This is a genomic window from Thermococcus sp. 9N3, from assembly GCF_012027685.1.
In the GTDB taxonomy this organism is placed as follows: domain Archaea; phylum Methanobacteriota_B; class Thermococci; order Thermococcales; family Thermococcaceae; genus Thermococcus; species Thermococcus nautili.
Window position 1 is genome coordinate 110,976 of the sequence record NZ_SNUV01000003.1, and the last position, 19,869, is coordinate 130,844.

Below are 19,869 nucleotides of genomic sequence, written 5' to 3' on the forward strand. Positions count from 1 at the left end.
AACCCTTCAATCACTCCACCGCTTTGCGTGGTGCTTATAAACCTTGCCCAAAAATTTTTAGGACTTTTGTACGGCCGTCAGAACTCGTCCAATCGTTGCTGAGAGAAATATTCCCGCAACCGATGTAAAAGCCGCCACGGAGTAGAGTTCTCCGGTTAAAACGCCGTAGCTGTTGCCGAGGTCTGCAACGAGCAGGCCAAGAATTCCAAAGCTAACCAGGCCTGTTGCCTTGGCCAGCGAGCTAATGGGCTTTCCGTCCCATTCGAGGATTACAGTCAGCAGGAAGCGGACTGAGTACACCACGAGGAAGCCATAGAGTACCATGGGGGTTATTTCGGCCCTGAAGTTCATCCCACGCCAGGCGAAGAATATCGGCGCGAAGATTCCGCTCGTCACACCGCTCAGGATTGTTTCCAGTCTTTCATACTGCTTCGTGCCGACTAAATCGCTGTGGAGGAGCAGTCCGGCCAGGAAACCGCCTATGGTGAAGTGCATTCCAACTTCCTCGCTTATGAACCCAAGCGTCGCCGCGAAGACCATGAAGAGGCCAAAGACAGCTTCGTCACTCTTAAGTTTCCTGAGCTGGGTTATGAGCCAGACCTTGTGCTGGATTCCTATTTTGTAGTTGATGTAGAGAACTCCGCCTATGAACAGGGCCTGCTTGGCTATAGTGGTTATCAGATTTAAGGTGCTCTCCGCGCCTTTGAAGTTCGCGAGGACGTACACGAGTATGAGTATCGCGACTTCACTGATTATCGCGTATGAAAGGGCAACGTGGAGATAGTCGTCGCCGAAGAAGCGCTTCAGCTTAACGACGATTGGGGCGCTGGCCACAGCAAGTATCGCCGCGGCGAGGATGTTACCGGTACCTACATGATACCCTGTGAACGGCAGCGTCACAAGTAGCATTACCCCCAGAGTCGCCAGGTACACCGGCAACGCCTTCTTACCGCCGATGTGGAGCTCCTCCGGCGTTATCTCAAGACCTGCAGAAATCATCAGGAAGAATATCCCGAACTCCGCGAGGAGGTTCATCTCGTCCGCCGGAACTCCGGTCAGGACGTAGCCAAGTATCAAACCGGCGGTTATCTCGCCGACTATTCCAGGGTAGCCGAGCCTCTCAAAGAGCTCCGCGAGGAACCTGCCAAGGGCTATGATGATAAGGACATAGCCTATTATCTGCATCTCCCCACCCCGCTTTAGAGTCCCCTAAAATCTGGGTCAGGCACGATATAAGCGTTTCCATTTCGAGAAAGGTTTAAATGCTCAAACCTGCTACCGTGAACGGTGATGTTCATGATTGAAGTCGGGGAGTACAAGGTTAAGGAAGGCCTCTACTACACCAAGGACCACGAGTGGGTTCAGGTCCTTGACGACGGAACCGTTCTCGTCGGCATAAGCGACTACGCCCAGAAGGAGCTGGGCGATTTGGCCTACGTCGAGCTTCCCGAGGTCGGCAAGGAAGTCAGCAAGGGCGACGTCCTCTGTGAACTCGAGAGCGTCAAAGCCGTAAGCGAGGTTTACGCCCCGGTCAGCGGCGAAGTCATTGAAGTCAACGAAGAACTTGAGGACAGCCCCGAGGTTCTCAACGAGGACCCCTACGAGCACTGGATTGCCAAGCTCAAGCCCAGCAACCTCGACGAGGAGCTCAAGGAGCTCATGGACGCCGAGGCCTACGCGAAGTATCTGGAGAGCCTCTGACCTTCTCCTTTCCGCAACCGTTAAGTATTTTCTTGCCTATTCTTCCCGGTGGTTCCTATGAAGGTTCTGAAGGAATGGGACGTTAAGGTGAAGCTTGTCAGGACAAGGAGGGGAGCGATTCTCCACATGATTGAGCTCGAACCCGGGCACTTCTACCTCGAACAGAACCCGCTCAAGGATTCAAAGTACGGCGTCGCCTACAGGAAGATAAAGGAGAACTTCCCCGAGTTCTACATGTTCTGGGAGATTAAGAACAACCGCTACACCGGAAAGCTCTTAGCTGGAGCGTTCCTGGAGAAGAAGGAGATAGACGACTTCATAACTCTCCTCGCCCAAACCGAGGACTTCAAGAAGTTCGAGGAAATCCTTGAGGAGATTGAAGAGCTTGAGGAGGAGTGAGCTCGGCCCTTGGCTCTCATCATTTTTGCCGTGTAAAACACGGACTCAGATACCCTAGAGGTCGTCATCGCTCGGTTTCTTTCAAGAAGGGAAGGATAAAAGCCTAACGGCTCCGTCAGTATACCCCTCATCACGTTTCAGCTACCGTGAGGCTCGTCATCGCCACCAAGACTGGGAACTTTGACTGAAAAACATAGCGCCAACTTCTGGGGCAGAAGTTAACTACTGAGGCAGAAGTTTGGGACTGAGAACGTAAAAAGGTGGGGGAAGAAAACCCTCACGCGTTCTGGCCTTCCCTCTTCTTCGTAAGGTATTCGTGGATTGCCTTCGCGGCCCTTCTTCCGTCACCCATTGCAAGGATAACCGTTGCCTCTCCCCTTATCGCGTCTCCACCTGCGAAGACTCCCGGAATGCTCGTCATGAGGTTCTCGTCAACGACGATTCTTCCGCGCTCGACCTTAAGGCCGGGCGTGTTGATGATGAGCCTGTTGGGGTGCTTGCCGATTGCTATTATGACGGTGTCCGCCTCAATCGTCACGTACTCGCCGGTTCCGACTATCTTCCTCTTGCCCCTGCTGTCGCGCTCGTCGAGGGCTTTCATCTTCTCGAACTTGACTGCCTTAACGTTGCCCTTCTCGTCGCCTATGAACTCGACCGGGTTGACGAAGTACTCGAACTTTATTCCCTCTTCCTTGGCGTGCTCGACTTCCTCAATTCTCGCGGAGACGTCCTCCGGGCCGCGCCTGTATGCGATGATGACCTCGGCACCGAAGCGCCTCGCGCTCCTCGCGGCGTCCATGGCGGTGTTTCCAGCTCCGATGACCACGACGCGCTTTCCAACCTTCACGGGAGTGTCGTACTCGGGGAACAGGTAGGCCTTCATGAGGTTAACGCGCGTGAGGAACTCGTTGGCCGTGTAGATTCCGTTGAGGTTTATGCCGGGGGCGTTGATGAGCCTTGGCGTACCGGCGCCCGAGCCTATGAAGACGGCGTCGTACTCTTCAAGGAGTTCCTCGATGGTAACGGTCTTTCCGACGATGTGGTCGGTGAGTATTTTGACGCCGAGCTTCCTGAGCTTGTCAATCTCGCTCTCGACGATGCTCTTTGGCAGTCTGAACTCGGGGATGCCGTACATCAGGACTCCTCCGGGCTCGTGCAGGGCCTCGTAGATTGTAACGTCGTAGCCGAGCTTCGCCAGCTCTCCAGCTGCCGTAAGTCCGGCCGGACCGGCTCCGATGATTGCAACCTTCTGGCCCTTCTTCTCTATCTTCGGCACCATCTCGAAGAGGAGCTCCTCGTCTATGCCCTTCTCGCGGGCGTAGTCGGCAACGAACCTCTCGAGCTTGCCGATGTTGACCTTGTCCCCCACCTTACCCATGACACAGTTCATCTCACACTGGTCCTCCTGCGGGCAGACGCGACCGGTCGTGGCCGGAAGGGAGTTGCATGCCCAGATGACCTTGAGGGCCTCCTTTACAGCCTTATCCGGGTCGTCGCGGTACTGGACGAGCTTGCCGATGAAGCCCGGAATGTCTATGTGGACCGGACAGCCCTTTATACAGGGGGCGTAGTTTGCCGGACACTGGAGGCAACGCTCAGCTTCCTTAACGGCAAGCTCGAAGGTGTAGCCGAGGTTGACCTCCTTGAAGTCCCTAATCCTCTCCTCCGCCGGCCTCTCCGGCGTCGGAACGCGCTCCTTGATGAGCTTCCTCTTAACGGCCATCACTGCTCACCTCCCTGGACGGCCTTCAGGTACTCTTCAAAGGCCCTCTTCTCCATGTCAGTGTAATAACCTGTCCTCGCTATGAGGACGTCCCAGTCGACCTGGTAGGCGTCGAACTCGGGGCCGTCTATGCAGGCGAACTTGACCTCGCCGCCGACGGTGACGCGGCAGGCGCCGCACATGCCGGTTCCGTCCACCATAATCGGGTGCAGGTCGGCCTTCATCGGGATTCCAAACTCCTTAACGACCTCGAAGACGGCCTTCTGGTCGCCAGCTGGGCCGACCATGAAGACGAGGTCGTAGTCCTCTTTCTCAAGCATCTCGCGAACCTTCTCGACGAGCCTCTTGGTGACGTTCTTCATGTTGGTCGGGAAGTCAAGGTTCGGGTCAATGGGAACTGTCTCGAGGACGTGCCTTCCAACGGCCTTCTCAAGCTCGTCCTTCAGAACGACCATCGGCTCAAAGGTGACGTGGAGCGTCGTGACGTCGTTTCCGAGCTCCTGCCAGGCCTTGGCTATCGGGTAGACCTCGACTATTCCTGTATAAGCCCCAATGGCGAGGATTTTGCCGAACTTCTCCATCTCGGCAGGGTTTCCGAGGGGGCCGGCTATGTTGAGAATTGAATCGCCGGGCTTGAGCTCGTTGGCCATCCTCATGGTCGTCTTTCCGCGGATGAAGGTTATCAGGACAATCCAGCCCTCTTCCCTGTCCCACATCACCGGCGTGAGGGGAATCCTTTCGCCGTTCGGGAAGGCCCTCACGATGACGAACTGGCCGGGCTGGACCTTCTTGGCCACGTGGGGGGCCTCAATCTTATACCAGATGTTCCTCATTGCGAGCTCTTTCTTTTCAAGTATCCGGTACACGATGAACACCTCCGTGCATGAGCCCAAAGTTGGACATCTAAAGGTTCAGAACCCTTAGTGTTTATAAAGATGTGCTCAACCTTTGGTTGAGAACTCCGAAGGGATTTCGATGGACAACTTTGAAACCTGAAGGAAACGCTTTTTAACCGGGACGCTGAGGTGAGAACGGTGCCGAAAATGGAGTGGAAGCGGGTTGTGTACCACGTCGCGGTAGTCGTGGCGGCCCTGGGGATGTTTCTGCCCCTCCTCTACGGGGCGGTGCCCCTCGTCAGGGAACTCCTTGGGAGCAATCCCCTACTTAAATCCCTCGCGGTAATAGCACTTGGCTGGCTAACGGCCTACTTCACGTTCGAGGAAGAGAAAAGAGGAGAGCTCACAGCTTCCTGAGGAAGGTTATATAGCCTGTATGAGCCAGCATCGTCGTTTTCGGCCTCATGCAGTCCCTCTTTACTTCCTGTTCTCTGACGAGGACCTCGACGACCCTCGGCCTCATGAAGTGCTCCCTGTACTCCTCCAGCGCCCTGAAGAAGCGGTGAACCTGGTTCATGCAGGGCGTGTAGGCCACGAAGTATCCGCCCGGCCTTAAAACGTCAACCGCGTGCGGAAGGACGTTCTCCGGTTGCGGTAAATCTAAGACGATATGGTCGGCGGTCTCCTCCTCTATTCCGTCGTAGATGCTCCTGTTCTTCAGAACAACTCTGTCCGAGAAGCCAGCGAGCTCGATGTTCCTCTTCGCTATCTCGTAGAAGTCCCTCCTGACCTCGTAGCTTATAACCCTGCCCTCCGGCCCGACGGCGTTGGCGAGGAAGATTGTCAAAGCCCCGCTCCCGGCTCCGGCCTCTATGACGGTGTCGCCGGGTGAAATGCCTGCGTAGGCTATTATTATGCCCGCGTCCTTGGGGTGGACTATCTGTGGCCCCCGTTTCATCTTCGCTATTATGTCGTTGATGTCTGGCTTGAGCGCCACGAAGGTTTCACCCTTGTGGCTCTCTATCCTGCTCCCGTAGGGCTTTCCTATGAGCTCTCCCAACCTGAGGATTCCGAGGTCGGTGTGGAACTCCCTGTCCTCAACCTTCACGAGGTAGCGCTTTCCCCTCTTATCGACGAGAAGAACCCTGCTTCCCTCCTCAATCACCAATCCCACCGTCCTTGTAGACTTTGAACTCCCCTCCGGAGACCTCCACTATCGCCGTGCTGAGTTCCTCGAGTATCGCGAGGTGGGCGCGCTTTATGACGTCGGCGTTCACGAAGTTGATTATGACGAGGTCCTCCGCTGGAATCGTGCTCACCGCCGTGAGGATTGACTTGATGGCGTTCTCGGGGTTGAAGTGGATGTAGTGGCCGAGTCCGAATGTCACCATGTACTTCGGCTTCTGGGGAAGCCGTGATATCTTGCTCATGATGGAGTGGTAGCTCCTCAGGAACGTGTGCGGGTCATAGCTTGGCACGACGTCCTCAAGGATTTCGCCGTAGGTTACCGTTCCCGGCCCGACCCTCACGACCCTTAGGTCTTTGAGGAGCTCCAGAACGCCAGAGTAATCAACATCTCCCCTCCTCATGAACTTCCTGAGAAGAATCTCGCCCATTCCAAAGAAGTCAACCACAACCACTCCGCCTGCGTTTATGGCGGGTAACAGCTCACCCCACGCAAGGTTCTCTATGGGTTCTCGCGACTGGTACTCGATTAAAACAACGTCTCCGGGGGTCATGAAGCTGAGCACGTCTTTCTCAAGGTTTTTGATGGCCATGACCTTCACCAAAAGGGTTTTTAACGGCCGGTCTTTTAAATCTTGCCGGGTGGGAAGATGAAGTTCGCGGTGTGGCCGAGCGAGCTCGACGCGAGACTCAGCAGGAAGTACGGGAGAACCGTTCCCAAGAACGTCGCGGTTGACGCTCCAAAGCTCTCCGAGATAGAGGACGCCGTTCTAATCCTCGGGATGAAGGTCATTGAAAAGGACCACAGCAAGCTCAACCCCCGTCTCTCGGGTCTCGACGAGGAGCTCAGAACCTACGGTTTTCTAAGGGTTGAGAGCCCCTACGGAAAGGGGAAGAGCCTCAAAATGATTGCAGAGAAGATTAGAGAACTCCGTTCGAGGGCAAAGTTCAAGAAGGGCAAGGCTAAGAGGAAGAGAAGGTAATCACTCCTCCTCCATCTCGACGACGATGGCGGTAGTGGTGTCTATAACGCCGTCGATGTTGTGGATGTCGTGGAGGATTCTCCTCGTCAGCTCACCGAGGTCCTTGGCCTCGATGTGGACGATGGCATCGTAGGGGCCGGTGACGGCGTCGGCCTTGGTAACGCCCGGTATCTGCTTGAGGGCCTCGATAACGCTCTCAACTTTTCCAATTTCCACAGTCAACAAAACATACGACCTAACCATTGGCATCACCGCCGAAATTTTCTTCGCTCTTTAGTTGGAGCCCCGCTCATTTAAGCTTTTCGTAGCCCAAACCTATTTAACCGCTCCGTCAATAGGGGTTGCGGTCGAAATGAGGGTTGATGAACTTCCCGTTGACGAGAGGCTTAAGGCAGTCCTCAAGGAGAGGGGCATAGAGGAGCTCTACCCACCGCAGGCGGAAGCTTTGAAGAGCGGTGCCTTAGAGGGCAGAAACCTCGTTCTGGCCATTCCAACGGCGAGCGGAAAGACGCTGGTGAGCGAGATAGCCATGGTGGACAGGCTCCTCCGCGAGGGGGGCAAAGCCGTCTACCTCGTCCCCCTCAAGGCCCTCGCCGAGGAGAAGTACCGCGAGTTCAAGGAGTGGGAGAAGCTGGGCCTGAAGGTCGCGGCGACCACAGGAGACTACGACTCGACCGACGACTGGCTTGGTAGGTACGACATAATAGTCGCCACAGCTGAGAAGTTCGACTCCCTTCTCAGGCACGGCGCGAGGTGGATTGACGACGTTAAGCTCGTGGTTGCCGACGAAGTTCACCTAATCGGCTCCTACGACAGGGGCGCTACGCTCGAGATGATTCTAACCCATATGCTCGGCAGGGCGCAGATATTGGCCTTGAGCGCCACAGTCGGCAACGCGGAGGAGCTGGCTGAGTGGCTCGACGCTTCCCTCGTCGTCAGCGACTGGAGACCGGTTCAGCTGAGGCGGGGAGTTTTCCACCTCGGAACGCTGGTCTGGGAGGACGGGAAGGTTCAAAGCTATCCCGAGAACTGGTACTCCCTCGTCACCGATGCCGTAAAGAGGGGCAAGGGCGCGCTCGTCTTCGTTAACACGAGGCGCTCGGCCGAGAAGGAAGCCCTAGCACTCTCGAAGCTCGTATCGTCTCACCTGACCAAGCCCGAGAAGCGAGCCTTAGAAAGCCTCTCCAGCCAGCTTGAGGACAACCCCACGAGCGAGAAGCTAAAGCGGGCTATCAAAGGTGGCGTCGCCTTCCACCACGCCGGACTGAGCAGGGTTGAGAGAACCCTCATCGAGGACGCCTTCCGGGAAGGTTTAATTAAGGTAATCACCGCGACGCCGACCCTCTCGGCTGGTGTGAATTTACCATCATTCAGAGTAATAATCCGCGACACCAAGCGCTACGCCGGCTTCGGCTGGACCGACATTCCCGTTCTGGAAATCCAGCAGATGATGGGAAGGGCCGGAAGGCCGAGGTACGACAAGTACGGCGAGGCGATAATAGTTGCCAGAACCGACGAGCCGGGCAAGCTTATGGAGCGCTACATTCGCGGGAAGCCCGAGAAGCTCTTCTCGATGCTCGCCAACGAGCAGGCCTTTAGGAGTCAGGTTTTAGCTTTAATCACTAACTTTGGCATTAAGAGCTTTTCTGAGCTCGTTCGCTTCCTTGAGAAAACCTTCTACGCCCACCAGAGGAAGGATTTGAGCTCGCTCGAGTATAAAGCCAAAAACGTTGTTTACTTCCTAATAGAGAACGAGTTCATAGACCTTGACCTTGACGACAGTTTTATGCCGCTGCCCTTCGGCAAGAGAACTTCTCAGCTCTACATAGACCCGCTCACGGCCAAGAAGTTCAAGGACGCCTTTCCGGCAATCGAGCGGAATCCGAACCCCTTTGGAATCTTCCAGCTCATAGCCTCAACGCCGGACATGGTGACTTTAACGACCAGGAGGCGCGAGATGGAGGACTACCTTGACCTGGCTTACGAGCTCGAGGACAAGCTCTACGCGAGCATACCCTACTACGAGGATTCGCGCTTCCAGGGCTTCCTCGGGCAGGTGAAGACGGCAAAGGTTCTCCTCGACTGGATTAACGAGGTTCCCGAGGCGAGGATTTACGAGACCTATCTCATAGACCCCGGCGACCTCTACCGGCTCCTCGAGTTGGCTGATTGGCTCATGTACTCGCTCATTGAGCTCTACAAGCTCTTCGAGCCGAAGGAGGAAATCCTAAACTACCTCCGCGACCTGCACCTTCGCCTGAAGCACGGCGTTAGGGAAGAGCTCCTCGAACTCGTCAGGTTGCCGAACATCGGAAGGAAGAGGGCAAGGGCTCTCTACAACGCCGGTTTTACGAGCGTTGAGGCGATAGCGAACGCGAAGCCCGCGGAGCTTTTGGCGGTTGAGGGAATAGGTGCCAAAATCCTCGACGGAATCTACCGCTACCTCGGAATCGAGAAAAGAGTGGCTGAAGAAAAGCCGAAGAGAAAGGGGACGCTGGAAGACTTCCTCAGATAGCCTCCCCTTCTCCCCCTCCACTCCAGAGGACGAAAACGTTTCTGCCCGGATTCAGACCGCTCTCATGGGCCCTCTGGTAAAGCTTTCCACCCGTTCTCTGGCCGAGGAAGTAAGCCAGGACGAAGACGAGTATCAAGGGTGCCCCTTCAAGGTTCCAGCTGAGGCCCGCCAGATAGCGCATCAGCACGACCAGCGGGACCGGGAGGTGAACCGCCAGGGCCCATTCGAGCTTGTTGCCGGTCCTCTTGGCGTGGGCTCTCCAGAAGCCGAACGGTATGTTTACCAGAAACGTCACCATGAGGCCGATAATGAACCAGCTCACGTTCATCTTTCTCACCATAACGGTTTTCAGGTTGAACCTTAAAAAGTTTTGCGACCCTAACAAAACTCAAGGTTTTTAAGTCCTCTCCGAGCTACTCGGGGTGGGCTCAATGATAGTAATAGTCACTGGAATGCCCGGTTCTGGAAAGAGCAGGATTGTAAAGGAGTTCGAGAAGAGGGGCTTTCCCAGCGTTTCTCTCGGAGACATCGTGCGTGAGGAGACCCTAAAGCGTGGCCTCGAGCTCACCAAGGAAAACGTTGCCAAGGTCAGCATTCGCCTGAGACAGGAGCTCGGTCAGAACGCCGTTGCCAAGCTCGCGGTCGAGAAGGTGAGGGCCCTTCTGGAGGAGAGCCCGTTAGTGGTCATAGACGGCGTTCGCTCCCTCGACGAGGTGGGAACTTTCAGGGGGGCCTTTCCTGAGGAAGAAATCATCATCGTCGCTGTCCACACACCGCCGAAGCTCCGCTTCGAGAGGCTGAAGGCCAGGGGAAGGCACGATGACCCCCAGAACTGGGAGGACTTTGAGGAGAGGGACTGGAAGGAGCTCCGCTTTGGAATCGGCGGCGTTATAGCGATGGCCGACCACATGCTGATAAACGACGGGAGCAAGGAGGAGTACGAGGAGAAAGTAGCTACCCTCGTCGGGGAAATCATCCGAGGGCTGAATCGAGGAGGAGCATGACGTAGAAGCCCGCGAAGAAGCCCAGCGTGACAAGGGTCTCGCTCTTCTCCCCTTTGTATATCTCCGGAATCATTTCCTTCACAGTAACGTAGAGCATTGCCCCTCCTGCGAGGCCGAGGCCGTAAGGTAGCGTCCAAGCGAAGGAAGTGAAGAAGACCGCGCCGAGGATTACCATGACCATCTCGGCCAAACCGCTCAGGACGCCGATGAGAACGGGGCCGAGGCTCTTCTTCTGTATGACCGCGAGCGGGAGCGAGACGACGGTTCCTTCGGGGAAGTCCTGAATGCCTATCGCTATGGCCGTAACGAGGCCGACCTCGAGGTTGTAGACGAGGGACGTCCCAACCGCCAGCCCCTCGGGCAGGTTGTGGATTATGAGCGCGAAAACGAGGAGCCAGACCTTTCTGAGGCGTTCCTTCATTCCCCTCGGCCCCTCGTAGCCCTTAACGAGGTGCTCGTGGGGCAGAAGCCTGTCAACGGCGTAAATCAGCAGGACGCCGAGGGCTATTCCAAGGGCCACGGGCGGAAACCCGGCGCTCTCTATTCCCGGCAGAATGAGCGAGGTGAAAGATGCCACAATCATAACCCCTGCCGCGAAGCTGAGCGAGAAGTCAACGCCTTCAGCAGGAAGCTTTTTCGCGAAGAGCGCTACCATAGCTCCGAGCGACGTCATGAGCGCGACGAAGAGGCCCGCGTAGAAGGACACCCAGATTAGGCTTCCCCCGCTGAGTTGGAGGAGGTACCTCGCGAGCCCCTCGATGAAACCTTCTAACATCTTTCGGCCACCCTAATTATCTGGGCGGTTGGGTTTATAAGCCTTCTTTCGACCTTAGCCCGGTGAGAGCATGGAGGAGCTGTTTGAGGAAGTCGAGCTTGAGGCGTACGTTTACCCGACCGAGGACATCGAGAAGGTAAAGAGGGCGATGCTGAACCTCGTGCCGGATTTGGAGTTCGAGGCCTTTGACCGGGGCGATTACGTAATCCTCACCGGGAAGACGAGGAGCAGAAAAGCGCTGAGCAGGCTCTATGAGCTTTTCAGGGGGCAGGCGATACTCGACACCGCGCGCTCCTTCCTCGAGGAGGGCTACTTCGGCGAGGAGATAATAGTCAAGGTGAACAAGCAGGCCGCTTACGCGGGAGTGGTGAACTTCAACGAGGAGAGCCCGCTCGGCCCGATAACGATAATAATCCGCACGAAGAACCCGAGGAAGCTCATGAAGTGGCTCGCTCCAAGGACGAAGGACGGCGTGCCGATTGAGTGACACCTCGACGAGTGCTGTTTTCCGCAATTTTTCGGCTCGCGTTGGCCTTCCCTTTGAGAATGCTCTTACAGGCCCGCTCCGGAAATCGATTTTTGTGGTTATGTAGACGTAACTTATTGGAATGATTTTGTTGGTCTGTGTAACGAGATATTTTCGGACAGTTTTAATGATGCCTTCCCAACGCCTAAACGACCGTAAAACCTATTTAAATCAAATTGTTTTTGGGAGAAACGCAGGATAGCCGTTGGACGACCCAACAGAGGTCAGTAACACCTCGGGAAATCGCGGTAAGCTATTCCCTCGACTGGGGGAAGCGCTAATCAGGTTGCTTGCACTTGTGGGAGTGCCCATCAAGCGGTTTGGACAAGCCACAAAGGGCCCGGGTTAAAGTCCGATTTCCAGAAAGGCTTAAATATCGGAAGGTCCGTCTTTCTCTGTTAGGCGAAAGGGCGAGTTTCGCGCCCTGTTGCAATAAGACTCGAGGAGAATTGAAACATTTCAGAAGTATCTCGTCTAAGAGTTTCTCTTCAACGTTGCAATAAGACTCGAGGAGAATTGAAACGGAATTGGTAAAGCTCAAGGAGGAAAATCGGAGGCTCGTTGCAATAAGACTCGAGGAGAATTGAAACGCGGTCTTTGGGCTCTTGACAGAGAAGGCGATGGAGGTTGCAATAAGACTCGAGGAGAATTGAAACTGATAGCGAATTCACGAAAATAGTTCTGCTGATGGTCGGTTGCAATAAGACTCGAGGAGAATTGAAACAAGATTACCGGGTTCACGTTAAAGCCGTCTTCGCGGGTTGCAATAAGACTCGAGGAGAATTGAAACACACTTAAATTTTATCATTAAAACTCACAACAATTAAGTTGCAATAAGACTCGAGGAGAATTGAAACGGGCCTCAGCCACCTCGGCGGGAATGTTGAGGCGGGGGTTGCAATAAGACTCGAGGAGAATTGAAACTTTCTCTGACGAAGTCCACCGCTTGAGCTTCTACGTGGTTGCAATAAGACTCGAGGAGAATTGAAACAAAAAGAAGGTCGACGAATCGCTCGAAAAGGTCAGGCTGGAAGGTTGCAATAAGACTCGAGGAGAATTGAAACAAGAATCCGCCAATCGCGTTGATAATTCTGTCAATGAGGCCCGCAGTTGCAATAAGACTCGAGGAGAATTGAAACTCTCAACGACCCGGTGAACCCAGCCGGCGCAAACGTCGTGTTGCAATAAGACTCGAGGAGAATTGAAACCAGCAGGAGGAGCAGAAACGACGCTTTAAGATTGGTGTTGCAATAAGACTCGAGGAGAATTGAAACAGTGCTACGGCGTCAAAAAAGCGTTGGAAACAAGTCCGCGTTGCAATAAGACTCGAGGAGAATTGAAACAAAACCACCTTACCGCCCCTGACGGGGCAACCTCGTTGCAATAAGACTCGAGGAGAATTGAAACAAACGGGAATGAGACGATAATAAACGCATGCGCTGGGGTTGCAATAAGACTCGAGGAGAATTGAAACTAATCAGCATGTAAAGGGTAACGTGGTTGCCGACCAGTTGCAATAAGACTCGAGGAGAATTGAAAATCTAACTTCTTGATTTTTCCCCACCTATTGTCCGTTACATTCTACGGTAGAAGAATTTATAAAGGGGTCTCTTTACTGGATGCTGGTGGGACCGATGCTCAAGGTGCAGGTTCGCAAGCAAATCAAGAGGCAGAGGAAGAGTGGCAAAGTCTATAACGTCGAGCAGAGGCTTATTTACGTTCCCTCAAAGGCCGAGCTTCCCGATGAGGTTTACATTTTGACTCCAGAAGAACTCAGAGAGCTCGTCGAGCTGATTCCCGAGGAGAAGAGGCCGAGCTGGCTGGTGGCGGAATGAAGACGCTTGTAATCTCTGTAGACAGAAGCAGGCAGAAAAGAACCATCTACGCGTTAGTTGAGGTAGATTACAACAATCTCAGACATATACGAGAGAAAGGCAGCTGGCTTAAGCACTTGGCGGAGCTTCCGAAGCAGGAGCGAAGGAACTACATTGCAAAATTCCCAGGCAGATTCGAAAAACTAAAACCCTATCTGGAGAAAATCATCATAACTCCCTTTTTGAGCGAGATTAAGGATGAGGTGGCTAACAAATCGGAGAATATTCGCATTCTAATTCTCGACGATGCCGTGCTTAAAAAGTTCAGCGAGTATTCAGGCCAAAAGAACGTTTTCAAGGAAAGTTTGGCTAAGAGAAGATACGAGTTCCGGCACGTTGTTCTTCTCACAGATAACCTCGCATACATCGGCCGCGAGATTTACGAGAAGAATCCTAATCCAAACGCTCTCAAGAAAGAACTGCGGAAAAGAGGAATACTATGAAGCCCCTCTCACGGTGCGTCCCCGGCTTCATAAGGGTCTGCCGGGGCCACCACTCGAAGGGCCCGCCAACTCCGTCCCTCAACGGGACTTCATGCTCATGCGGCTCATCGCCCGATATTCTAGCGGGCTCAACTTCATGTTATGCACTCGTACTTTTAAAGGTTTCTTAGCTCAACTCCAACATACCAAATTCTCGTTGCAAACGCCGGGAACGTTCCACGGAAAAAGGAAAAGAAAACCCGCTCACTCTCGCCCCTTTCTCCTTCCCCATCCGAGCCTTGCGGTCAGGATTTTCTCGCTGGCGAAGACCCTCGCGGTTACATAGAGCGTTGCACCGGCGACGATGGCGAGGTAAGCTATGCTCGCGCCGAGGGCCGTGTAGTCCTTCGCTATGAGGTAGCGGTAGTCCACGACAGGGTGAGTGAAGGGGCTGGCGAGGAGCAGGTACTTCCAGAGTGCCGGGAGCTGGCTGATATCAACGAACATCAGGACGAACGACGGGAAGGCGAGGGGCAGTATGACCGAGCTGACCACCGTGTTGGCGCTCTGAACGTCCTCGGCGAAGACAGCCAATAGCATCGCGAGGCTCAGCGAAAATGCTATCGTCAGGAAGACGACGACGCCGAAGAGTGCCATGCCGGTTGGTGTTATCGAGAGGCCGAGTTCACTCAGCGAGACGCCCGTCTCTCCAAAGCCCGCCATGTACTGCTTGAGGCCAATCATGTAAGCTAAGGCCGCTATAACGCCCATCACGGCCGTTCCAGTTATCTTCGATGCCACAATCGTCGTCCTTCTCACAGGGAGCGTCAGGAGCGTCTCAAGGGTTTTGTTCTCCTTTTCGCTTGCCACAGCTCCCGCCGACATCTGGGACGTTATCATGACCATCAGGAAGACTATAAGGGGCAGTCCGTAGGATTGGGAAGCCAGGACCTGCGAGACAACCGTTGGGGGAACGTCAACGATTCTGCCAAGGAGGTATGACTTGCTCTCCGCCCTTATCGGGTGCAGAACCGCGTCCGGGTTCTTCGCGCCGAGTTCCCGAACCTTGAGCTTCGCTATCTCCTCCGAGAGAACGTTTATCACGGCGTTAATCCTGCCCTCGCTCACGCTCTCCCTCATCCCCGAGCCAATCTCCTTGAAGACCCCGTATATCTGGACCGTCGCGGCTTCATCGGACTCAATGCTCTCGCTGAAGTTGTGGGGAATCACGACCAGGACGTTTTGATTTTCCTGGAGTGCCTTTCTCAGGGCGTCGTCAACCGAACCCGCGCTTATGACGGTTACAGTGACGTTGGGGGTGACGTTTAGGGCCCTTATCAGCAACTCACCGTACTTTCCATCGTCGAAGTTGACTATTGCCACGTGCGTTTCCTTCGTCGCGCTTTCAAACCCGAACTGCATCATCTTTCCAAGGGCGGGATAGACGATAAGGGGCACGATTATGAGGCCGAAAATCAGCTTTCTGTCCCGCATCAGGTTCTTTATCTCCTTCTTGGCCAGGACGAGAAAATCGCTCATGAGCCCTCACCCCCGACCGGCTCTGGGATGCTCACGCCGATGGCCCTCATGAAGACCTCCTCGAGGTTCTCGGCGCCGTATTTGGTTTTCAGCTCCTCCGGCGTTCCAATTTCCACGATTCTTCCGCCGGCAATCATGGCAACGCGGTCGCAGAGGAACTCGACTTCGAGCATGTTGTGGCTTGAAATCAGGAACGTCGTTCCTTCGCTCCTCGCGAAGCGCCTTATCGTCTTTCTAATCTCGTAGGCGTTCACTATGTCGAGCCCGCTCGCCGGTTCGTCGAGGATTGCCAGCTTCGGCCTCACCATGAGGGCCCTCGCTATCAACAGCTTGCGCGTCATTCCCTTGGAGTAGGTTGAGACCTTGTCGTCAAGCCTCTCCCCAAGGCTGGCGAGCTCAGCGCCGAGCTGGAGCATCTCCTGGGCTTTCCGCTCGTCTTTGGCGTAGAGCCTTGCCATGAACTCCAGGTACTCCCTCCCGGTGAGGTTCTTGTACGCTCCGGCCTCCTCTGGCAGGTAGCTGATTAGTGCCCTGACCCTGTCGGCTTCCTTGACGACGTCATAGCCCGCTATTCTCGCCGTCCCGCCGGTTGGCTTTAGCAGGGTAGCGAGGATTTTGAGGGTCGTGCTCTTTCCGGCCCCGTTCGGCCCGATGAGGCCAAAGATTTCGCCCTCCCTGATGGAGAAGCTTACCCCCTTCAGGGCCTTGACCTTTCCGTAATCCTTCTCAAGGTTCTCAACCTCAACGAGCATTTTCATCACCCTCGTAGATGAAGATGTCCTCGATTTTAACGCCGAAGAACCGCGCTATCTTGAAGGCCAGCCTTAGGGAGGGGTCGTATCTCCCTTTCTCAATCGCAATAATCGTCTGCCTCGTAACCCCTAAGGCCCTTGCGAGCTCTTCTTGAGTTAGCCCTTTCGCCTCCCTAAGGTCGCGCAACCTGTTGCGCATCACATCACCCTCTCGTAGTAGGCTTTCAGAATTGCCGCGGCCAAAACGCCTGCAAGCAGGGGCAAAATGAGCCACTTGGAAAGCAGAACTGCCGTTTCGCTGTCGTGGCCAATAAGCCATATCAGCTCGTAGCCGAAGACCACGAGACCAATCCCCATTCCGTTGTAGAGGCTCTTCATGGTTATCAGCTCTGTCCTCTCGTCGGTTATTGGTTCCCTTTTGTTGTACACCCTCAGGAGGAGCCACGCCCCGAGCCATGTGATTGTGAAGAAGAGCCAGCTCAGGTAGGTGTTTATCCCGGAATAGTAGCTCATCAGCAACATAGTCGCGAAGAGAAACAGGAAGTGGATTGTTTTGAATCCCATTCACATCACCTTTGCGTAGTGATACCTCAGTATGCTGTGTCCAAGAACGGCCACGGTGAATATAAGGGCCAGCAATAGGCTGGGGTTTATGCTTTCAAAAAGCTCCACTGTCACTAGAGAAGCTAGGAGTAGGGTCTGGACGATGATTAAGGTCACCTCAGAGGCCGCCTGGTTTATACGCCTCCCACGTTCGTCTTTCATTCCTTCGGTCTCCTTCATGAAGCGATAGAATGTGGTGCAGTAAATCATGAGGGCCGCGATAAGGAGAACAATCACCGCCCAGTTCATTTACATCACCCTCGAGTAGTACACCTTCAAAAGAAGCCTCCCAACTGTGGCGGTGAGGAACGCAACCAATAGGAACGAGAACGCCGCTGTGCTGGTATCTCCGGCTATGAAAGCCGAGTACGCTACTCCCGCTCCACTCGTAATCTGAACAAAGTTGAGGGCCCAAAGGGAGGCTTTCTCTTCAATTCGCTCCGCCCTCTCATCACGCTGAAACCCTACGTTTCTTCTGTAAATGGTTGGAAGGTATAATCCCACCGCGAGGCCCACCAGGAGACCGAGCAATGAACGAACCGGGTTCCATGCTCCCACCATGTAAAGTTTCCTTTACGTAAAGCTTCCTTTACATCCTTATAAGGCTTTCCCCTCAAAGCTTTTAAAGGTGGAGCGAAAACTCACTTCCGCGCGGGGGTAGCCGAGCCTGGCCAAAGGCGCGGGATTTAGGGTCCCGTCCCGCAGGGGTTCCCGGGTTCAAATCCCGGCCCCCGCACCACACAAACTTCGCCTGCGCGAAGTTTGACCAAGGTTCGTGATTCTTTCTTGAGAATGCGATTCTAAGAGGTTTGCACTCTCAAATGGCAGTACTCTCAGAGAATTCTTTTCAAAAGGAGCCATTAGGGAGGGGTTTCTCTAGGAGGCGCTCCTTCGGAGCGCAAGAAAAAAAGCAAACCCGCGTGAGAAAGCTTCCAAAATCTTAAGAATCGCATTTTACGCGAGTCCATTAAAAGCGCAAACACTCTCAAAGTGACCCTGCTAAAAGAATCACCAACTTTGATGAAACTTTGCCCGGCAAAGTTTCTTTGGTGAAGCTTTTTCCAAAAGCTTCTTCGCCAGCCATTCTTAAAGGCTGAGCGCCAAGTCCCCCGCTGGGGAGCTTATGGCACCGGGAAGCATTTAGAAATGTTTAAAAACAAAGGGGAAGCCTCATTTTCCGATAAGCCGTTCGTGCTCTTGTTTAATACAGCGGTGGGCGACAGCCGTAAGGCCCGCTTCCCTTGCTCTTCTGAAGGCTTCCCTGTCATAGGTCCCGAACTGGAACCAGACAACTTTCGCGCCTTTCTTTATCGCCTGCTCAACGTAGTCCCTCGCGAACTCCGGGCGAACGAAGAGGTCAACTATCTCGACCTCGTCGGGAATGTCGAGAACGCTCGGGTAGCACTTCCGCCCGAGGACTTCAGAGTAGCGGGGGTTGACGGGATAGACCTCGTAACCCTTCTCAAGGAGGTAGCGCATGACGTCGTTCGCGTCGCGTTCGGGCTTCGGAGAGGCTCCAACGAGGGCTATCTTCCGGTACTTCGTCAGAATTTCCCTCACGTCATCGTCAGTCAGCCCGTCAACCGGCATTACCCTAACCATCGTATCACCACCATAGGTTTGGGAAGGGGTTTAAAGCGTTGGCGGGAACCTCTACCGATGGGCCATGCTCTACGAGGAAACGCTTTATTCCAAGTGGATAATCGCCCTGCTCGTCCCTCCGATAATAGGTATGTCAATCGGCCTCTACGAGAGCTTCGCCACCGGTCAGGGCGTCCTCATAATGACCGTTGCAACGGCCCTCACGATAGCGGTAATCCTTGAGGCAATGGCCTTCCGTGTGAGGGTTTACGAGGACAGAATCTTTCTCAGCGGTTTCCTCGGCCTTTTCATCAGAAAAACCATCAGGATTGACGAAATCGAGTGGTTCGCGGTCAGGGAAGGCTGGACGGGCTGTCCGGCGAAGATGCACTTTACCCTGCCGGCGAGGGCCTGCGTCTACCTCAAGAGGCGGAAGGGCTGGGACGTTTCGTTCTCGACCAACCGCCCGGAGGAAATCACCGAGGTTCTTCGCTCGTTGGGGGTTCAACGAGGAGCTTAGCTACACAAACTTGCACCTAAACTTTTAAAAGAGAGTGCACGTAATGTACGTATGGGGATGAGGGTAAGTCCCGGTGTCCGCCGCGTACCTTGAGGTACGCGCAAATGGCGGCCCGGGGTCCGATTCCTGCTTCTCGTTTGGTTTCAGTAAATTTGCTTGAATTTAAGAACTCTTCCTGAGCTCTCGAACTTTGTGAGGAGGTTTCCCTTTCCGTTGAGCTTTCTGTAAAACGCGTTGACAACGAAGTCCGCAACCTGAATCAGCGGTTCTCCCTGGGAGTCCTTCTGATGCACGAGCACGTTAACTTCGTAGGGGAATGCGTCCCTTATCATCTTTCTGATATACTCTTCCAGATTCTTCTTCCGGAATTTTGTTGTGTGGTACCTGTCAAGGAATATCTCAACGGTTAGGGCCTTGTCAGAGGTGTAACCGATGCTCTCGAGGTAGCTCTTTAGCGACTCGACTATCAGAACCCTCGCAAGATAGTTGTAGTGAACTGCCTTCTGGAAACTGTTTTCCCTGATGTAGCCGTAAGTGTTCGCCTTGTTTATGTAAACCGCCGAGACGTGAGCGCTCTTGCACTTGTAAAGCTCATCGAGAACAAATTTCCTTATTTTATCATTGCTCTTTGAGGCTTTGAGTTCAGGTATGTCCTTTTTCTTCTTGCCGAGTTTCTCTCTGGCCTTCTTGGGAATCCTGCGGATTTTCTTAACGTCTTCCGCTTTAGCTACGATGGCACCCATAACGAAGTACCTGCTACTGCCTTTTGAAAATCCCATGTCGCCCGCTTCGTCGAGGATGATGTAAAGGTGAACCATGAGCCTTCCCTCGCAGTACAAACGCCGTTTTCTGCGGAATAAATATACCTTGCCGTTGCCGCTGTTACCCCTTTGTTAAAGTTTGGATTCATGATTTGTCATTCTGTTAGTGA

At 54.1% G+C, this 19,869-nt stretch carries 26 protein-coding genes, 1 tRNA gene and 1 CRISPR repeat array; of the genes, 11 read left to right on the top strand and 16 right to left on the bottom strand.

Going from position 1 to position 19,869, the window contains the following annotated elements; translation table 11 throughout:
- Positions 1 to 57: 57 nt before the first annotated feature.
- The gene (locus E3E30_RS10225; RefSeq protein ID WP_167729484.1) at positions 58 to 1,185 is read right to left on the bottom strand and encodes a cation:proton antiporter; all 1,128 of its coding nucleotides are present in this window, start codon (positions 1,183 to 1,185) and stop codon (positions 58 to 60) included.
- A gap of 111 nt (positions 1,186 to 1,296) precedes the next feature.
- Between E3E30_RS10225 and gcvH the strand changes: the two genes are divergently transcribed.
- Positions 1,297 to 1,701, top strand: coding sequence for a glycine cleavage system protein GcvH (gene gcvH, locus E3E30_RS10230; protein WP_167729563.1), 405 nt, complete (start codon positions 1,297 to 1,299; stop codon positions 1,699 to 1,701).
- A 57-nt stretch (positions 1,702 to 1,758) separates the two neighbouring features.
- The gene (locus E3E30_RS10235; RefSeq protein ID WP_167729564.1) at positions 1,759 to 2,100 is read left to right on the top strand and encodes a hypothetical protein; all 342 of its coding nucleotides are present in this window, start codon (positions 1,759 to 1,761) and stop codon (positions 2,098 to 2,100) included.
- Positions 2,101 to 2,377: 277 nt separating this feature from the next.
- Here the strand turns inward: E3E30_RS10235 and gltA are convergent, their stop codons facing one another.
- Both gltA and E3E30_RS10245 read right to left on the bottom strand, forming a co-directional pair.
- Positions 2,378 to 3,823, bottom strand: a complete 1,446-nt coding sequence (gene gltA, locus E3E30_RS10240) for an NADPH-dependent glutamate synthase (RefSeq protein ID WP_167729485.1) — start codon at positions 3,821 to 3,823, stop codon at positions 2,378 to 2,380.
- Positions 3,823 to 4,689, bottom strand: coding sequence for a sulfide/dihydroorotate dehydrogenase-like FAD/NAD-binding protein (locus tag E3E30_RS10245; RefSeq protein WP_042691809.1), 867 nt, complete (start codon positions 4,687 to 4,689; stop codon positions 3,823 to 3,825). Before E3E30_RS10245 ends, gltA begins: the two co-directional genes overlap by 1 nt.
- Positions 4,690 to 4,857: 168 nt before the next feature.
- On the opposite strand from E3E30_RS10245, the gene E3E30_RS10250 reads away from it, so the two are divergent.
- Complete coding sequence (locus tag E3E30_RS10250) at positions 4,858 to 5,076, top strand: hypothetical protein (RefSeq protein ID WP_167729486.1); 219 nt, start codon at positions 4,858 to 4,860, stop codon at positions 5,074 to 5,076.
- Here the strand turns inward: E3E30_RS10250 and E3E30_RS10255 are convergent.
- The gene (locus E3E30_RS10255; protein WP_167729487.1) at positions 5,063 to 5,824 is read right to left on the bottom strand and encodes a tRNA (adenine-N1)-methyltransferase; all 762 of its coding nucleotides are present in this window, start codon (positions 5,822 to 5,824) and stop codon (positions 5,063 to 5,065) included. The two genes, E3E30_RS10250 and E3E30_RS10255, sit on opposite strands and share 14 nt — an antisense overlap.
- On the bottom strand, positions 5,817 to 6,437 hold the full coding sequence (locus E3E30_RS10260; RefSeq protein WP_042691802.1) for a DUF257 family protein: 621 nt from the start codon (positions 6,435 to 6,437) through the stop codon (positions 5,817 to 5,819). The genes E3E30_RS10255 and E3E30_RS10260 overlap by 8 nt, the downstream gene beginning before the upstream one ends.
- A 57-nt stretch (positions 6,438 to 6,494) precedes the next feature.
- On the opposite strand from E3E30_RS10260, the gene E3E30_RS10265 reads away from it, so the two are divergent.
- Positions 6,495 to 6,827: a signal recognition particle protein Srp19 gene (locus E3E30_RS10265; protein WP_167729488.1), complete on the top strand. Its 333-nt coding sequence runs from the start codon at positions 6,495 to 6,497 to the stop codon at positions 6,825 to 6,827.
- On the opposite strand, the gene E3E30_RS10270 is transcribed toward E3E30_RS10265, so the two are convergent.
- Positions 6,828 to 7,070, bottom strand: coding sequence for an Lrp/AsnC ligand binding domain-containing protein (locus E3E30_RS10270; RefSeq protein ID WP_042691796.1), 243 nt, complete (start codon positions 7,068 to 7,070; stop codon positions 6,828 to 6,830).
- A 109-nt stretch (positions 7,071 to 7,179) separates the two neighbouring features.
- Between E3E30_RS10270 and E3E30_RS10275 the strand changes: the two genes are divergently transcribed.
- Complete coding sequence (locus E3E30_RS10275; RefSeq protein WP_167729489.1) at positions 7,180 to 9,342, top strand: ATP-dependent DNA helicase; 2,163 nt, start codon at positions 7,180 to 7,182, stop codon at positions 9,340 to 9,342.
- Here the strand turns inward: E3E30_RS10275 and E3E30_RS10280 are convergent.
- Complete coding sequence (locus tag E3E30_RS10280) at positions 9,335 to 9,682, bottom strand: hypothetical protein (RefSeq protein WP_240922692.1); 348 nt, start codon at positions 9,680 to 9,682, stop codon at positions 9,335 to 9,337. The genes E3E30_RS10275 and E3E30_RS10280 overlap by 8 nt on opposite strands.
- Positions 9,683 to 9,773: 91 nt before the next feature.
- Here E3E30_RS10280 and E3E30_RS10285 point away from each other — a divergent pair, with 91 nt between their 5' ends.
- Complete coding sequence (locus E3E30_RS10285; RefSeq protein ID WP_042691793.1) at positions 9,774 to 10,346, top strand: dephospho-CoA kinase; 573 nt, start codon at positions 9,774 to 9,776, stop codon at positions 10,344 to 10,346.
- Here the strand turns inward: E3E30_RS10285 and E3E30_RS10290 are convergent.
- Positions 10,315 to 11,121 carry a ZIP family metal transporter gene (locus tag E3E30_RS10290; RefSeq protein WP_167729490.1) on the bottom strand — a complete coding sequence of 269 codons (807 nt, stop codon included), beginning with the start codon at positions 11,119 to 11,121 and terminating at the stop codon, positions 10,315 to 10,317. The genes E3E30_RS10285 and E3E30_RS10290 overlap by 32 nt on opposite strands.
- A gap of 70 nt (positions 11,122 to 11,191) precedes the next feature.
- On the opposite strand from E3E30_RS10290, the gene E3E30_RS10295 reads away from it, so the two are divergent.
- The 3 genes from E3E30_RS10295 (at position 11,192) to E3E30_RS10305 (ending at position 13,964) form a co-directional block, all read left to right on the top strand.
- A complete protein-coding gene (locus E3E30_RS10295) occupies positions 11,192 to 11,608 on the top strand; it encodes an RNA-binding domain-containing protein (RefSeq protein ID WP_015858483.1) in 417 nt (138 codons plus the stop codon).
- Between the two features lie 465 nt (positions 11,609 to 12,073).
- A CRISPR array of direct repeats spans positions 12,074 to 13,187; the repeat unit is 30 nt; unit sequence GTTGCAATAAGACTCGAGGAGAATTGAAAC.
- Between the two features lie 94 nt (positions 13,188 to 13,281).
- On the top strand, positions 13,282 to 13,482 hold the full coding sequence (locus E3E30_RS10300; protein WP_167729566.1) for a t26-17p: 201 nt from the start codon (positions 13,282 to 13,284) through the stop codon (positions 13,480 to 13,482).
- A complete protein-coding gene (locus E3E30_RS10305) occupies positions 13,479 to 13,964 on the top strand; it encodes a hypothetical protein (RefSeq protein ID WP_167729491.1) in 486 nt (161 codons plus the stop codon). Before E3E30_RS10300 ends, E3E30_RS10305 begins: the two co-directional genes overlap by 4 nt.
- Positions 13,965 to 14,207: 243 nt before the next feature.
- Here the strand turns inward: E3E30_RS10305 and E3E30_RS10310 are convergent, their stop codons facing one another.
- Genes E3E30_RS10310 through E3E30_RS10335 form a run of 6 tightly spaced genes read right to left on the bottom strand, consistent with a single transcriptional unit; the run spans position 14,208 to position 17,395 of the window.
- Complete coding sequence (locus E3E30_RS10310) at positions 14,208 to 15,482, bottom strand: ABC transporter permease (RefSeq protein WP_167729492.1); 1,275 nt, start codon at positions 15,480 to 15,482, stop codon at positions 14,208 to 14,210.
- A complete protein-coding gene (locus tag E3E30_RS10315; protein WP_167729567.1) occupies positions 15,479 to 16,234 on the bottom strand; it encodes an ABC transporter ATP-binding protein in 756 nt (251 codons plus the stop codon). Before E3E30_RS10315 ends, E3E30_RS10310 begins: the two co-directional genes overlap by 4 nt.
- Entirely contained in the window at positions 16,224 to 16,433 is a 210-nt protein-coding gene (locus E3E30_RS10320) for a helix-turn-helix transcriptional regulator (protein ID WP_167729493.1), read from the bottom strand. The genes E3E30_RS10315 and E3E30_RS10320 overlap by 11 nt, the downstream gene beginning before the upstream one ends.
- Positions 16,433 to 16,798 (bottom strand): hypothetical protein, encoded by a 366-nt coding sequence (locus E3E30_RS10325; protein ID WP_167729494.1) that lies wholly within the window; start codon positions 16,796 to 16,798, stop codon positions 16,433 to 16,435. Before E3E30_RS10325 ends, E3E30_RS10320 begins: the two co-directional genes overlap by 1 nt.
- A complete protein-coding gene (locus E3E30_RS10330; protein WP_167729495.1) occupies positions 16,799 to 17,086 on the bottom strand; it encodes a DUF2178 domain-containing protein in 288 nt (95 codons plus the stop codon).
- Positions 17,087 to 17,395, bottom strand: a complete 309-nt coding sequence (locus E3E30_RS10335; RefSeq protein WP_167729496.1) for a DUF2178 domain-containing protein — start codon at positions 17,393 to 17,395, stop codon at positions 17,087 to 17,089.
- A 93-nt stretch (positions 17,396 to 17,488) separates the two neighbouring features.
- Between E3E30_RS10335 and E3E30_RS10340 the strand changes: the two genes are divergently transcribed.
- Positions 17,489 to 17,576 (top strand) — tRNA-Leu (locus E3E30_RS10340).
- Positions 17,577 to 18,007: 431 nt separating this feature from the next.
- Here E3E30_RS10340 and E3E30_RS10345 read toward each other — a convergent pair.
- Positions 18,008 to 18,439, bottom strand: a complete 432-nt coding sequence (locus E3E30_RS10345; protein ID WP_167729497.1) for a CoA-binding protein — start codon at positions 18,437 to 18,439, stop codon at positions 18,008 to 18,010.
- A 64-nt stretch (positions 18,440 to 18,503) separates the two neighbouring features.
- Here E3E30_RS10345 and E3E30_RS10350 point away from each other — a divergent pair, with 64 nt between their 5' ends.
- Positions 18,504 to 18,938 carry a hypothetical protein gene (locus E3E30_RS10350; protein ID WP_167729498.1) on the top strand — a complete coding sequence of 145 codons (435 nt, stop codon included), beginning with the start codon at positions 18,504 to 18,506 and terminating at the stop codon, positions 18,936 to 18,938.
- A 143-nt stretch (positions 18,939 to 19,081) separates the two neighbouring features.
- On the opposite strand, the gene E3E30_RS10355 is transcribed toward E3E30_RS10350, so the two are convergent.
- Positions 19,082 to 19,777 (bottom strand): DUF3800 domain-containing protein, encoded by a 696-nt coding sequence (locus E3E30_RS10355; protein ID WP_167729499.1) that lies wholly within the window; start codon positions 19,775 to 19,777, stop codon positions 19,082 to 19,084.
- Positions 19,778 to 19,869 lie beyond the last annotated feature (92 nt).

Excerpts from the sequence above, each read along its gene's own strand:
- E3E30_RS10305 (WP_167729491.1), top strand. The coding sequence starts at position 13,479 with ATGAAGACGCTTGTAATCTCTGTAGACAGAAGCAGGCAGAAAAGAACC.
- E3E30_RS10310 (WP_167729492.1), bottom strand. The coding sequence starts at position 15,482 with ATGAGCGATTTTCTCGTCCTGGCCAAGAAGGAGATAAAGAACCTGATG.
- E3E30_RS10225 (WP_167729484.1), bottom strand. The coding sequence starts at position 1,185 with ATGCAGATAATAGGCTATGTCCTTATCATCATAGCCCTTGGCAGGTTC.
- E3E30_RS10345 (WP_167729497.1), bottom strand. The coding sequence starts at position 18,439 with ATGGTTAGGGTAATGCCGGTTGACGGGCTGACTGACGATGACGTGAGG.
- E3E30_RS10290 (WP_167729490.1), bottom strand. The coding sequence starts at position 11,121 with ATGTTAGAAGGTTTCATCGAGGGGCTCGCGAGGTACCTCCTCCAACTC.
- E3E30_RS10270 (WP_042691796.1), bottom strand. The coding sequence starts at position 7,070 with ATGGTTAGGTCGTATGTTTTGTTGACTGTGGAAATTGGAAAAGTTGAG.
- E3E30_RS10275 (WP_167729489.1), top strand. The coding sequence starts at position 7,180 with ATGAGGGTTGATGAACTTCCCGTTGACGAGAGGCTTAAGGCAGTCCTC.
- E3E30_RS10285 (WP_042691793.1), top strand. The coding sequence starts at position 9,774 with ATGATAGTAATAGTCACTGGAATGCCCGGTTCTGGAAAGAGCAGGATT.
- E3E30_RS10300 (WP_167729566.1), top strand. The coding sequence starts at position 13,282 with ATGCTCAAGGTGCAGGTTCGCAAGCAAATCAAGAGGCAGAGGAAGAGT.
- E3E30_RS10295 (WP_015858483.1), top strand. The coding sequence starts at position 11,192 with ATGGAGGAGCTGTTTGAGGAAGTCGAGCTTGAGGCGTACGTTTACCCG.
- E3E30_RS10330 (WP_167729495.1), bottom strand. The coding sequence starts at position 17,086 with ATGAACTGGGCGGTGATTGTTCTCCTTATCGCGGCCCTCATGATTTAC.
- E3E30_RS10260 (WP_042691802.1), bottom strand. The coding sequence starts at position 6,437 with ATGGCCATCAAAAACCTTGAGAAAGACGTGCTCAGCTTCATGACCCCC.
- E3E30_RS10315 (WP_167729567.1), bottom strand. The coding sequence starts at position 16,234 with ATGCTCGTTGAGGTTGAGAACCTTGAGAAGGATTACGGAAAGGTCAAG.
- E3E30_RS10265 (WP_167729488.1), top strand. The coding sequence starts at position 6,495 with ATGAAGTTCGCGGTGTGGCCGAGCGAGCTCGACGCGAGACTCAGCAGG.
- gltA (WP_167729485.1), bottom strand. The coding sequence starts at position 3,823 with ATGGCCGTTAAGAGGAAGCTCATCAAGGAGCGCGTTCCGACGCCGGAG.
- E3E30_RS10280 (WP_240922692.1), bottom strand. The coding sequence starts at position 9,682 with ATGGTGAGAAAGATGAACGTGAGCTGGTTCATTATCGGCCTCATGGTG.
- E3E30_RS10350 (WP_167729498.1), top strand. The coding sequence starts at position 18,504 with ATGCTCTACGAGGAAACGCTTTATTCCAAGTGGATAATCGCCCTGCTC.
- gcvH (WP_167729563.1), top strand. The coding sequence starts at position 1,297 with ATGATTGAAGTCGGGGAGTACAAGGTTAAGGAAGGCCTCTACTACACC.
- E3E30_RS10320 (WP_167729493.1), bottom strand. The coding sequence starts at position 16,433 with ATGCGCAACAGGTTGCGCGACCTTAGGGAGGCGAAAGGGCTAACTCAA.
- E3E30_RS10235 (WP_167729564.1), top strand. The coding sequence starts at position 1,759 with ATGAAGGTTCTGAAGGAATGGGACGTTAAGGTGAAGCTTGTCAGGACA.
- E3E30_RS10325 (WP_167729494.1), bottom strand. The coding sequence starts at position 16,798 with ATGGGATTCAAAACAATCCACTTCCTGTTTCTCTTCGCGACTATGTTG.